Annotated in this window: 11 protein-coding genes and 1 pseudogene; 9 read left to right on the top strand and 3 right to left on the bottom strand. The window is 50.2% G+C overall.

Translation table 11 applies throughout. The features are described from left to right. Window positions 1-299, bottom strand: a pseudogene (locus HMPREF3168_RS01170) (IS3 family transposase); the annotation flags it as partial. Between the two features lie 259 nt (window positions 300-558). Here HMPREF3168_RS01170 and HMPREF3168_RS01160 point away from each other — a divergent pair. Continuing rightward, a complete protein-coding gene (locus HMPREF3168_RS01160; protein ID WP_003616405.1) occupies window positions 559-1,107 on the top strand; it encodes a hypothetical protein in 549 nt (182 codons plus the stop codon). 172 nt (window positions 1,108-1,279) lie between these two features. Here HMPREF3168_RS01160 and HMPREF3168_RS01155 read toward each other — a convergent pair whose 3' ends face one another. Further along, window positions 1,280-1,597 (bottom strand): hypothetical protein, encoded by a 318-nt coding sequence (locus HMPREF3168_RS01155; RefSeq protein ID WP_003616406.1) that lies wholly within the window; start codon window positions 1,595-1,597, stop codon window positions 1,280-1,282. A gap of 199 nt (window positions 1,598-1,796) precedes the next feature. Between HMPREF3168_RS01155 and HMPREF3168_RS01150 the strand changes: the two genes are divergently transcribed. From HMPREF3168_RS01150 to HMPREF3168_RS01125, 8 genes are all read left to right on the top strand, one after another. Next, complete coding sequence (locus HMPREF3168_RS01150) at window positions 1,797-2,480, top strand: hypothetical protein (protein ID WP_003616407.1); 684 nt, start codon at window positions 1,797-1,799, stop codon at window positions 2,478-2,480. Window positions 2,481-2,761: 281 nt separating this feature from the next. After that, a complete protein-coding gene (locus HMPREF3168_RS01145) occupies window positions 2,762-4,459 on the top strand; it encodes an ABC transporter ATP-binding protein (protein WP_070488051.1) in 1,698 nt (565 codons plus the stop codon). A gap of 8 nt (window positions 4,460-4,467) precedes the next feature. After that, the gene (gene lanKC / locus HMPREF3168_RS01140; protein ID WP_035172407.1) at window positions 4,468-6,945 is read left to right on the top strand and encodes a class III lanthionine synthetase LanKC; all 2,478 of its coding nucleotides are present in this window, start codon (window positions 4,468-4,470) and stop codon (window positions 6,943-6,945) included. Window positions 6,946-6,955: 10 nt separating this feature from the next. Next, a complete protein-coding gene (locus tag HMPREF3168_RS10240) occupies window positions 6,956-7,102 on the top strand; it encodes a hypothetical protein (RefSeq protein ID WP_155258955.1) in 147 nt (48 codons plus the stop codon). Continuing rightward, complete coding sequence (locus HMPREF3168_RS10235; RefSeq protein ID WP_168161982.1) at window positions 7,099-7,254, top strand: hypothetical protein; 156 nt, start codon at window positions 7,099-7,101, stop codon at window positions 7,252-7,254. Before HMPREF3168_RS10240 ends, HMPREF3168_RS10235 begins: the two co-directional genes overlap by 4 nt. A gap of 286 nt (window positions 7,255-7,540) precedes the next feature. After that, window positions 7,541-8,896: a sensor histidine kinase gene (locus HMPREF3168_RS01135; RefSeq protein WP_070488049.1), complete on the top strand. Its 1,356-nt coding sequence runs from the start codon at window positions 7,541-7,543 to the stop codon at window positions 8,894-8,896. Beyond that, window positions 8,893-9,687, top strand: a complete 795-nt coding sequence (locus HMPREF3168_RS01130; RefSeq protein WP_070488046.1) for a response regulator — start codon at window positions 8,893-8,895, stop codon at window positions 9,685-9,687. The genes HMPREF3168_RS01135 and HMPREF3168_RS01130 overlap by 4 nt, the downstream gene beginning before the upstream one ends. A 77-nt stretch (window positions 9,688-9,764) precedes the next feature. After that, a complete protein-coding gene (locus HMPREF3168_RS01125) occupies window positions 9,765-11,288 on the top strand; it encodes a ClC family H(+)/Cl(-) exchange transporter (RefSeq protein WP_070488044.1) in 1,524 nt (507 codons plus the stop codon). 234 nt (window positions 11,289-11,522) lie between these two features. On the opposite strand, the gene HMPREF3168_RS01120 is transcribed toward HMPREF3168_RS01125, so the two are convergent. Beyond that, the gene (locus HMPREF3168_RS01120) at window positions 11,523-11,942 is read right to left on the bottom strand and encodes an ATP-binding cassette domain-containing protein (protein WP_035170593.1); all 420 of its coding nucleotides are present in this window, start codon (window positions 11,940-11,942) and stop codon (window positions 11,523-11,525) included. Window positions 11,943-11,981 lie beyond the last annotated feature (39 nt).

Genomic DNA, 11,981 nt, shown 5'->3' with positions numbered 1-11,981 from the left:
AAAGAGCGAAGCCAATTTGCAAGAATTCCTGTATTTGTAAGCCCTAAGTCTAGAGAAACCTGGCTAAGTGCTTCACCGCCTAGCAGAACTCTATCAATGGCAGCAAGCTTGAAATTAGCAGTATATTTCTGTTGAGGTCGATCCAGAATATCTTCACCATGCTTTTGGATCAAGTCTACCAAATAATGGATACCTCCACGCCCCATCCCATATTTTTGGCTAAGGTAGGTGCCTCTTCTGTGGTCGTCTACCCATTCGTGGTAGATAGCAAGTTTGATTTCTTTAGTGTATTTAGTCATGAAAATAACCCCCGAAATTAGTGTCCTAATTTCGGGGGTCATATCAAACTTTCCAAAGAAGTTTCACTTTTTGCTTGCATAGCTAGTGCAGCAAAATGCAGAGAATATGAATTAAGGAAAGCTATTACAAAATTAGAATAAAAAACTGTTCATGGCTATCTTATACTGTTCTTTTCATAAAAAGGCTGTTAAATATATAGTTGACAAATAAATCTGCCAGAAACATACTGAAAGCGGTTAAAAATAGAGGGAGCATGTTATGGAGTTTATTCGATCTCACAAAAGGTTACTGGCTATTTTTGGCTTAATTGTCGTTCTGCTACTTGGGACATTGTTGCTGTTAAAGCACGTCGACAACAGTGCTAGCGCGATTTTGGAAGCTAGAATAACGGCTGACGATGACTCTGGAACTAGCTTCGCGACCATCTATGATAACGGGAAGGTCGAAAAAAGCAGGTCCAGCCAAAACAAGAAGTTTGTTAAGCCAATTGAAGTAGACCCACAAGTTTTTGTGGAGCATACGGACAAGAAAAACAATATTTATTTAACAGTAAACGAGAAAGCACTGAGGAAAAACAAACAGGTCTCTTCTGATGAAAACTGGGTCAAGCTAACTAAGCTGGTCGCCAAGAGAAGCAAGCACGCTATCGCGATGCTGAGCCTGTTTAAGCTTGGCGATGACTACTATGCCTTTCTAAAATATAATGCCGGTCTTTCAGATGAGGGCAGCCTTTATCAGTACAAGAGCAACTTGACCAAAGTGGCTACGCTTGATTCTGGCAAAATATCGGGCTTAAAGGAAAAATAAGCGAGCAAAAAGCAGTCAGCTTCAAAAAAGTTGACTGCTTTTCATCTGTAAACTATTACTTGCTGTTCTTCGCGTAGTCGCTGATCTTAAAGAATTTCTTCTCTTTGGTCGTCATGCTGACATAAACGAATTTGCAGTTTTTGTTGTTCCAAAGTTCACTGTATTTTCTGTGCTAAGTGCCATCCGCCCGCTTGTAGTAAATGGTCGTCATGTAGCCATTTGGCGCTACATCCGAAACGATTCTCCGCACGCGTTCGTACTCAGCCTTGCTGAGTTTGTTGATGTTGGTGACTGGGGCCTTTTTCCCATTAAGATATGTCTCAGAGTTGGCCAGGAGCCATTTGGCAAAAGTTACCTCACCCTTATTGCCGGAAAGTGCCTTTTGCGCGTTGCTGAGCGCGTAGTCCAGGTAGTCACGGCGGTAGGAAGATGACAGCTTGTAGATTGTTTTCTTCTGGACGGCTTCAGCCTTGGTGATTTCCTTCTTCAAGGCTGCCAGCTGGCTCGCGCTGGCCGGCTGGTCGCTTGTCTTGGCTGCCTTCTTGGAAATGATGGTCGGCAGCTTTGCTTTCTTAACTTCGCTGGCCTTTAAGAAGCCATTGTATTGATCAGTTGCCTTGAAATATTCGTCGTCTGCTTGAGTTTCATAATGAGCGCGTAAGTTGATTAATGCTTTTTAGGAGGGAAACATGAAAAGAAATAAGATTTTAGCTTCAGTTTCAACGGCGGCTTTAGCCTTAGGAATGTTGACAGTCATTGGTAAAAAGCAAGTTAATGCCGCGGACAATGATGATCCTGCTAATATCGTAACGGTTGTAAACTATACTCCGACTAAATCAGCCGTCACTGCCGTTAAGACTAGCTACAACGCCAAGACCAAGTCATTGACGATCACTGGCAAGGCTAAAGGCGCAAGCAAGGTTGCCGTCAGCTACAATGCCAAGGCACTAAAGCCAGTCAAGGTAACTAAGAAGGGCCAATTCAAGACGACCGTTAAGTTCACCGGCTACAAGGACTTCACTCTTACTGGCTTAAACGCCAAGGGGGCTGCTGTAACCAAGGCCTACGTATTGGCCAAGGACAGTTACGCTGCCACTAAGCCAACCTTGCTCAAGGCTGACCGGACCAAGAAGGGGCTGACCTTCACGACCGATGCCAAGAAGAAGACCACTTTGAAGTTCTACTACAAGAACAAGCTGGTCAAGAAGACCAAGCTGACCAAGGACAAGCAAAAGGTCTTCTTCTCAGCCAAGTCACTGAAGGGCAAGAAGGGGAACTTCAAGGTCGTTGCCTCAGCTGCTGGCAAGAAGAGCAGCCAAGCTGCCCAATTCAAGATCATCGGCGTTGGCCAGGCAACTGTAACCAACTACTAAAAGCGAATATAACTCTAGAGAGCGAGACTCCATCCGTGAGCTTCGCTCTTTTTCTTTTGCCCTTTATCTGACGAAAATGACGCGAAAAGCGGCAAATTTGACGGCTTTCGTTTACGGCCCGCTCCTTGGCCTACAATTGCCTTGTAAGTTGATTAGATGAGGAGCAAAAACAATGTTTAACTTTATTTTGGAAATGGAAAAAATCCTGGAACGCGATGGCAAAAGCACCAAGCGGCACCGCAGAAGACAGCACAGATACAGCTTCATCTGCTTCCACGGCAATGATTAAAGCTGGGAAAATCCGCCTGTTTTCCCTCGACCGCCGGCAAATCATGGCGATCCTGCTGAGCTGCCTGGCCACTGCCTTGTCCTTGAAAATTCCTCTCTTGCTAAAGCAAGTGATCGATCATGGAAAAATGCTTTCCCGGACAAGCAGCCTGGGCCAGATCGGCTTCTGCCTGCTCATTTCCAGCCTCTTGGAAGCCGGCAGCCAGTACCTGCTCAGCCTGGCCGGAGACGAGCGGATCAGAGACCTGCGCCTGCTTTTGCAGGAAAAACTCCTCCGCCTGCCTTGGAACTACTATAAGGAAAACAGCCGCGGCTCCCTGTTCAGCCACGTCCTAAACGACAGTTCAGTGGTCAAGGACTTTACCGTCAGCGTCCTGCCCTCAGCCTTGGTCAGCCTTTTGACGGTTGCCGCCAGCCTGGGGATCTTGCTCAGCCTGGATGTCAAAATGACTTTGGTTATCGTTTTGACTTTTGCCTTGATCGCCAGCAGCGCCTTTCCTTTAGGAAAAATCAATGAGCACTTCGCCTACCAAAACCAGGCCAAGCTCAGCCGGGTATCTGCTGATTTGGATGAAAACCTGGCCAATATCAAGCTGATCAAGCTGACCAATGCCCAAGCCGGCGTTTTGCAAAAATTCCGCGGCGACTTGCAGGACTTGTTCGCCCTGTCCCGAAAGACTGACGCGGTTTTCAGCGTGACTGGACCTCTGCAGACGGTCTTGACCCTGGCCGGTTTTCTCCTGATCCTGCTCTATGGCAGCCAGCGCCTGGCTAATGGCAGCCTGTCTTTGGGGATGCTGAGCTCATTTATCATGTACATGTTTGGCATCATTTCCCCGATTAATAATTTGGGCAACTTTTACATGAGCTACGCTGAAGCCCGGGGCTCCCTGAAAGCCATCAGTGAAATCCTGGCCCAGCCGGATGAAGCTGATCCTGGCCAAGAGCTGCCGAAAAAAGCCGCTGATCTCAAGGTCCGCGACCTGACTTTTGCCTATCCAGGCAGCCAGAGCCCGATTTTACGGGACTTGTCCCTGGACTTTAAAGAAGGGGCGAAAACAGCTTTGGTTGGTCCATCCGGAGCTGGAAAGACGACCTTGATCAACCTTTTAACCCGCTTAGAAGCTGGCTATCAAGGGCAGATCCTGCTAGGTGGCCTGGAAGCCAGAAACTGCAGCTTGCCTGCCTGGCGGGACCTCTTCAGCGTGGTTGCCCAGGACAACAATATTTTTGCCGGTACAGTCGCTGACAATTTGCTCTTTGGCTTGGAAAAATCCGTCAGCCGGTCGGACATGATCCAGGCCCTGCAAGTTGCCAATCTTTGGCCGGAACTGGACCTGGGCACCCAAACGGGGGAGGGCGGCTGGAAGCTGTCCTTGGGACAAAGCCAGCGCCTGCAGCTGGCCCGGGCCTACTTTCGGGATGCCCCGTGCCTGATCCTGGATGAAGCCACGGCTAACCTGGACCCCGAGTCAGAAGCCAAGGTCAGCCAAGCTGTTGACCGGATTGCCCGGGAAAAGATTGTCATCATCATCGCCCACCGTCTGTCGACGATCGCCAATGCCGATAAAATCTACTTTTTAGATGAAGGTCAGGTTCAAGCGGCTGGCCGGCATGAAGAATTGCTCAAGCAGCTGCCGAAGTATCTGGCCTATGTCGAAGACCAGCTGTGGCCTTTGGAAAGCAGGTGAAGGAAATAATGGATTATCAAGCACAAGATTACCAGCCCTATCTGCAGGTAGACAGCGATTATTATGAGCTGGATACAACTGAAAAGAGTGACCAGGAATTTACCTGCAGCCCGCCAGCAGATTGGCAAAACTTTTACCAGGGAGACTGGCATTGCTGCCTCAGCCCCCGGCCCTTGGCCCAGCAGGGCTGGAAGATTCACCTGTCGGTAGCTTTAAGGCAGGAGCAGGGGATGCTGGATTTGGTCAGCCATTACTGTTTTGCCCATCTGTCGTCCTTCAAAGTGACCCGGTCAAGACGGGCTTGGCTGTTAAAAAATGCCAAGTATGCCGACCGGGCAGCTAGCGGGAAATTTATCACCATTTACCCGGAAGATGAAGGGGAATTCGTCCAGACAGTTATTGACTTAGCGGCTTTGTTAAAGGATTTTGCTCCCGGCCCTTATATCTTGAGCGACCGCCGCTGGCAAGCCAGTCCGGTTTACTACCGCTACGGCGCCTTCAAGGAAATAGTTAAAGAAATTTCCGGGCAAAAATGCTACTGCCTCCAGGCGCCAGACGGCAGCTGGCAGGAGGACCAGCGCTGTCCTTATTATTATCAGCCGGACTTTGTGCAAGAGCCAGCTGAACTAGTAAGAGATAACTTTCAAGTTAAAGGAGCAGAGATCAGCAAATTAACTGCTTACCAGATCAAGGAGGCCCTCCACTTAAGTAATGGCGGCGGTGTCTATTTGGCCCAGAAAAATGGTAAAAATTACGTGATCAAGGAAGGCCGGCCGGCCGCGGGTCTGGATGGTCATGGCCAGGATGCCTTCAGCCGGATCCAAAAAGAAGCGGGCTGGTTGAAGAAATTGGCAAATGTGCCGGAAGTGGTAGATGGCAAGGAGGACTTTCAAGCCTGGATTCACGCCTATTTGGTTGAAGATTATGTTTCCGGGCAGACTTTGGGGGACTATGTAGCTGAAAACTATCCTTTCTACCCGGAAAAACGGGCAGCCTACGTGGCTAAAAGCCTGCAGATAGCGGAAAAGCTGTGCCAGGCCGTGGCCCACGTGCATGCGCAAGGAGTCGCTATCGGTGACCTGCAGGCCGACAATGTCATGATTACGGAAGATGGCGAGGTCAAGCTGATCGACTTTGAAGCCGCCGCGGAACTGGCCCAGCCCTATGATCCAGGGATCATGACCGCCGGTTTCAGTGACCTGGCTCTTGAAAATTATGAGCAGACTGACTTGTACGCCCTCTACCAAAGCATCCGGTCAATTTTCCTGCCGATCAGCAACCGGGCTAGAGCGAGCTGGCCGATGCAGGACTTGAATCTGCGCCAGTATTTTTCAAAAGAAGTAGGGGACTATTTGGAAAACTTGCGGCAGAAGCTCTTGCCCAAGTGCCCCCTGTTAGGGAAAGAAAATGATTATGGGCAAAAGGAAGTCTGGACTGGTTTGAACGAGCTGCGGGGAAATATTTCCCGGGGAATAAAAGCTGACTGGCAGAGTCCGAACTTGATCAAGGGGGACCTGCCCCTCTTAGAAGATCTGGACCAGCGGCTGACGGTCGACAACGGTGCCTTGGGCTACGGCCTTCTTTTAGCTAGATGGGGGGAGCTGGCAGAGAAGAAGAAATTTTTGGCCTGGCTGAAAAAGCAAGGAGCAGAGAAAATAACTGCTGCTGGCTTGTTTACCGGAAAGGCAGGCCTGGGCGGAATCGTTTATGAGTTAGGGGACAAGGCCTGGGGCCGGCAGTTGATCTGGTCAGCCCAAGGAAACAGTGCTGACTTGTCTCTAAGGTCTGGCCTCGCGGGAATCGCCTTGGCCAAAATCGCCCTGGCTAAGGAAGAAGGTCTGGCGAAAATAGCTGAGTTGATTAAAATAGGAAGAGAAATCGCGGCTGGCTATCAGAAAATGCAAACCGCGGGCTTGCTGACCGGCCAATTGGGGGCAATTCTTGCCTTATGGAAGCTGGGAAAGTTTTTAGAAGAAGACAGTTTTAAAAAAGAAGCCAAAAACGGGCTGGATGCCTGGCTGGAAAAAGATTTAGTGCAAGTGGATCAGCATGTATTTTTGGCAGAGGATGGCCGACGGATGCCTTATCTGGCAAACGGAACGGCTGGCCTGGCCCTGGTCTTGGCGGCAATCGCCCAAGACGAGCCGAAAGAGGACAGATATCAGAAAATCATTATTCAAGCAGCGGAAACGCTGGACAGCTTCTGCAGCTACATGGGCGGCTTATTTACCGGCTATGCCGGCTTAATGCTGCTAGACCTGGCCTTGGGCCGGAAGAAGGCGCTGGGAGAAAAAATCCGCCTGCTTAACAATTATTTACTGCCAAAGGAAGAGGGGACTTTAGTGGCTGCTTCTTGCGGCTACCGCTGCTCGATGGATCTGGCCGCGGGGGCAAGCGGAGTTTTGCTGCTGTTGGAGGGAATCGCGCGAAACGACGCCAGCCTCTGGCTGCCCCTCGTCCAGACCAAGAACTGGCGGCTTTTTTAGGAGGCAAACGATGAACTTTATTTTAGACCTGGAGCGCTTTTGCGAAAACCTTGGCCATGAGGCGAAGGCAGAAAAAAGTAAAAAGAAACATAAAGGCTTTTCCCTTATCTGCATTGGCAGCGTCGTAGATGGTCATTACTATGGAGGTAAACGATGAACTTTATTTTAGACCTGGAGCACTTTTGCGAAAACCTTGGCCATGATATAGAAAAAAACACGCACCGCGGCAAACTGCACGTGAGCTACGCCAGCAAAAGTGGAAAGGACTATTCCTTTATCTGCATTGGAGAAAATATCGGAAATGATTGATGACCACCTGCCTGTAGCTGTCAGTTGCAGGCAGAAAAAATAAAAACAGGAGGAATTTGTAAACATGCAAGTGTTGGACTTACAGCAATTAGGAAATGCCGGTGGAGTAGGTCTTGAAGACTCTAAGAGCTTCTCTTTAATCTGTATTGGGAGTAGAGTTGGTGATGGAAATCACTCTTCTCACAAGAAACACCATAAGGGTAAGAAGCATTAACCCCCGCAAAGAGTTTGGCAAAGAAGCCAGGCTCTTTTCGTCGTTCTTGCCAGCTTTGAAGGGAGGCGGCCGATGACCCTGTTTTTACAAATTCTAGTGATGATTTTCAGTGCCGTGGTTGATATCTGGCTCTTCTGCCTGTTTGCCCAGATCAAGCACGGCAAGCTTGACTGGCTGCTTTTGCTGGCCTTTGAAGCCGTGTTGTCCGTGGCTTTATCCAATTTTCAGACCTACAGCAGCCTGATTTACGAAACAGGGCTGGAGATTCTGCTGTTTTGTGGCTACTTCTATTTGCTGAAAAAAGCTGGCCGTTTCCGCCAGCTGCTGGGGGCTGGCCTGCTTTTTGGCATCATCAGCCTGGTCATCCAGCTCAGCATGAAAGTCCTGGTCAGCCTCCTGCCTTTGCCAAGCTACTTCTATTTTGACGCCTTCATGAACCTGCTGCTGCCTCTGGCGGCCCTGGCCTTGCTAATCTGGCAGCGCCAGCGGATCACTTCCCTGCTGACAGATGTTAACAGCGGCATTCTGGTCAGTCTCTTGGCTTATCTCTACTTTGTCTGCTGCGCGATTGGTGCCTATATTCTTGATGATAAAAAGCCAACAGAAGTAGTCCTCCTCTTTTTCTTCCTTTTGATCTTCCAGGCAATTTTTCTGGCGGTGATCTACCGAGAAATCGTCCACATCCAGCGTCAGCTTTTAGACCAGCAGAAGCAGGAAGCCCTGGCCCGGCAAAAGCAATTGCTGGTCAAGGAAAATGAGCAGCTGAAGGAATACGCGGACTATCTGGACCGAAACGAAGACGAGCTCCGCCGCTTCAAGCACGACTACCAGAACATCCTGCTCAGTCTCAAGGTCAGTGCGGAAAAAGGGGGAAGCCAGGCCCTGGTAGAAGAGCTGGAAAAATACACCAGCAGCCAGTTTGACCAAAAGGCCCTGCGCAAATACCCCGACGTCAACCACGTCAAGATTCCCGAACTGAAGAGCATCGCCATCGCCAAGCTGGCCAAGCTCTATAATGAAAAGATTGACTATAGTTTCGGCTGCGAGCCCGAAATCAGCCAGATCCCTCAAACTAATCTCCTGGACCTGGTGCGGATTATCGGCATTGCTTTTGACAACGCCATTGAAGCCAGTCAGCAGCTGGAAGCCCTGGGCGGCCAGAGACGGGTGGAGGCCATGTACTACCAGGAAGGCGGTGACTTTGAATTCATGATCAGAAACCGGATTGGCGGGCCCGTGGCCGACTCTGACCAATTGGCCCAGGCGGGCTACACGACAAAAGAAGAGCACGCTGGCCTTGGCTTGGCCAATGTCAAAGAAATCGTTAGCCAGCATGATGAACAAATGCTGCTGGACTACGGGCCAGAGAACGGCTGGTTCAACTTCAGCCTGACCCTGCTGCCGGAAAATGTGGAGGAAGAAATATGAGCTACCCTGTATTTATTTGTGATGACGATCTAGAACAGATCGCCCAGGTCACCGATACCTTGAAGCGGGCGGAACAGATCCTGTCAGATGAAGAAAAAATTCGCTTTGACCTGGCCAGCCAAGGCAATTACCAAGACGCCAAGGCATACCTCTTAAGTCACCCGGCAGATGGCGGCATCTACTTTTTAGACGTGGAATTGGGCCAGGAAGTGGACGTGGACAACGGCTTTGACCTGGCAGAACTGATCAAAAAGCAGGACGACCGGGCCCAGATCATTTTTCTGACCAGCCATTCCGACCTGTCGATCATCACCTACCGCCGCCGGCTGGGGCCGGTTGACTACATCGTCAAAGGCGCGGATCCCGTGGCCCAGCGCCGGCGGATCGTGGAGACCGTGGAAGTGGCTTTGGATCAGCTGCATAAGGATTCTGTGGCTAAGCAGCTGACTTTTTCTTACCGGGTGGGCCGGCAGATCAAAAACATCAGATTAACCGACCTGGTCTATATCACGACCACCTTGACGCCCCACAAGCTTTTGATCGTCAAGCAGGCCGGTGAAGCCCAGTTCCTTGGCAGCCTCAGCCAGTGCGCCAAGGAAAATCCCCTCTTGGAGAAAATCAGCCAGTCTTGCCTGGTCAACCCGGACAATATCGAAGCCATCGATCTGCGCCGCCACCTGGTCTCCTTCGTGAATGGGGATGTCGAAGAGTACGGAGCCGGCCGGCAGAAGCAGATGAAGACGCTCATGCTGGAACATGACTATCGGCTGGCCAAGCTTATGAAGCCTTGACGAGATAAAGTAGATTTTACATGTCCGCCTAAAAGGGTTATGCTTTTTTATATGCAAAAAAGGTAGGGGAAAATTATATGGAGAGTGAAGACAGACAAACGCGCAAATCCAACCTGCGCTTATTATTCGAAGCCCTGGTCGTAGGCCTGGTGGCGGGCATTGTTGTTGGCAGCTTCCGCTGGCTGATCGGGCAGACCCTGGCCATGTGGCAAAAAGGCTACCAGGCAGCGCACGCTAACCCAGCCTTCTTGTTGCTCTTAGCCGGGGGCGTTCTGGCCAGCGTGATCGTGGCCGGCTTCTTAGTCAAGCAGCAGCCCCATGCTGGCGGCTCTGGGATTCCCGAAGTTGAGCTGCAGCTGCAAGGCAAGCTGCAGCTGGACTGGTGGCCGATTTTTTGGCGCAAGTTTATTGGGGGCGTCTTGTCGATCGGTTCTGGCCTCTTTCTGGGACGTGAAGGCCCATCAATTCAATTGGGATCAACCTTAGGCCAAGGAGTCGCGCGTGGCTTCAAGGCCTCAAAAACCGACTCCCGGGTCCTTTTGGCAACTGGGGCGGCCAGCGGCTTGTCTGCCGCCTTTGGAGCGCCGATTGGCGGGTCCATGTTCATCGTGGAAGAAGTCTTTCACAACTTCTCGCCCCGCGTATGGCTGAATGCTTTAGCTGGGGCGATCATGGCTAACTTTGTAGTATCCAATATTTTTGGTCAAAGGCCAGTCCTGGCAATTTCCTATAACCATACCTTCCCAATCCTGCAATACTGGCACTTGCTGCTGCTGGGGATCTTCTTGGGCGTCATTGGCCGCCTCTACCAATGGGGGCTGCTCAATTTCAGCAAGGTCTATGCCAAGATCGCCATTCTGCCCCGCTGGCTGCATGGGATCATCCCAGCAGCGATCCTGGTGCCGATCATGTACTTCTTCCCGAATTATGTAGGCGGCGGCAACACGTTGATTCTGAGCTTGGACAAGCTGCACGTGACTGGCCTTTTGGCCGCGATCTTCCTCTTGCGGATCACGTTCTCAATCGTGTCCTATGACTCTGGCCTGCCAGGCGGCATCTTCCTGCCAATCCTGGCCATGGGGGCGCTTCTGGGAGCAGTCTACGGCAACCTCATGGCTGATCTTGGCTGGCTTGACCAAAAATTGGTCGTCAACCTGATTATTTTTTCCATGGCGGGGCTTTTCGCGGCAATTGTCCGCTCACCATTTACTGCGATTATGCTGATCGCGGAAATGGTTGGGTCGCTGCTGCACCTCATGCCTTTGGCCGTAGTTTCAGTCGTGGCTTATATCGTCAATGAGCTGCTGGGCGGGGTGCCGATCTATGAAAGCCTGGCTGGCCGGATGCAGACCAAAGAAGACAATGACTACGTTGGTGAAGCTGACCAATTGACCGTCTCCATCTATGAGGGCAGTCAGTTGGCCGACCACCGGGTCAAGGACATCGCTTGGCCCGACCGGACCTTGGTCCGGGTCATCCACCGGGGGCAAAAGGACATTATCCCTGATGGCAATACCAAGCTTTTAGCCGGTGACCTCCTGGTTCTGGAAATTGATGAAAACCAGCGGGGCCTGGTCTATGACAAACTGGCCAGCCTGTAAGAAGCAAAATAAGCAGCAACAAAATGAGTCTGGGAAAAACTTTAACGAATAAAAAAGGCTTCTAGAAGCGAAAAACTTCTGGAAGCCTTTTTATGTATCTCAAATCACAGCAGAGAACTGCTGAAGCTCAACTTAGTGACCTTGAGTTTTTTCAAGATTCGTTTTGCTTAGTTTTAGAAAAATGTCCAAATCAACATAAGGGTCACCTTTTTTCTTATGGCCTGATCGTGTTCATTATGATTTGATCAGTGCGTTGAAGTTAAGCTGAGTATCGAAACGGTTGAGGCTGGCATCATCAATCGTGTGTGAGACGACAATCATTGTTCGTTGCCCTTGATTGAACCAATCGAACAGCATGTTCCAGAAAACAGCGCTAGTATTAGCATCGAGGTTGGCTGTTGGTTCATCGAAAATCAGCGTATGACTATTCGACATCAATCCCCGGAGCAAAAGCACTCTGCGCTTTTCCCCAGTTGATAATTTTGAGGCATCAGCTGCTTCCAGCGTTTCAGACTTTAATAATTTGGCACATGCGGTCAATTCGGCTTTTGAAGGCGTACGGTCAAAGAAAATATTCTTTAAGACAGATCCAGCAAATAGGTCGTTTTCTGCTTGGACAAAGCGCATATCTTGAAAGACCCAGACCTTAAGCAAGTGATGACTATGCTAGATGATGCATTTGAGAAGCACCCG

Source organism: Lactobacillus sp. HMSC08B12, assembly GCF_001808415.1.
GTDB lineage: Bacteria > Bacillota > Bacilli > Lactobacillales > Lactobacillaceae > Lactobacillus > Lactobacillus delbrueckii.
This window is presented reverse-complemented; position numbering and strand designations above follow the sequence as displayed.

What these genes read in the sequence shown, in the direction of transcription:
- HMPREF3168_RS01150 (WP_003616407.1), top strand. Translation starts at nt 1,797, where the DNA reads ATGAAAAGAAATAAGATTTTAGCTTCAGTTTCAACGGCGGCTTTAGCC.
- lanKC (WP_035172407.1), top strand. Translation starts at nt 4,468, where the DNA reads ATGGATTATCAAGCACAAGATTACCAGCCCTATCTGCAGGTAGACAGC.
- HMPREF3168_RS01145 (WP_070488051.1), top strand. Translation starts at nt 2,762, where the DNA reads ATGATTAAAGCTGGGAAAATCCGCCTGTTTTCCCTCGACCGCCGGCAA.
- HMPREF3168_RS01135 (WP_070488049.1), top strand. Translation starts at nt 7,541, where the DNA reads ATGACCCTGTTTTTACAAATTCTAGTGATGATTTTCAGTGCCGTGGTT.
- HMPREF3168_RS01160 (WP_003616405.1), top strand. Translation starts at nt 559, where the DNA reads ATGGAGTTTATTCGATCTCACAAAAGGTTACTGGCTATTTTTGGCTTA.
- HMPREF3168_RS01125 (WP_070488044.1), top strand. Translation starts at nt 9,765, where the DNA reads ATGGAGAGTGAAGACAGACAAACGCGCAAATCCAACCTGCGCTTATTA.
- HMPREF3168_RS10240 (WP_155258955.1), top strand. Translation starts at nt 6,956, where the DNA reads ATGAACTTTATTTTAGACCTGGAGCGCTTTTGCGAAAACCTTGGCCAT.
- HMPREF3168_RS10235 (WP_168161982.1), top strand. Translation starts at nt 7,099, where the DNA reads ATGAACTTTATTTTAGACCTGGAGCACTTTTGCGAAAACCTTGGCCAT.
- HMPREF3168_RS01130 (WP_070488046.1), top strand. Translation starts at nt 8,893, where the DNA reads ATGAGCTACCCTGTATTTATTTGTGATGACGATCTAGAACAGATCGCC.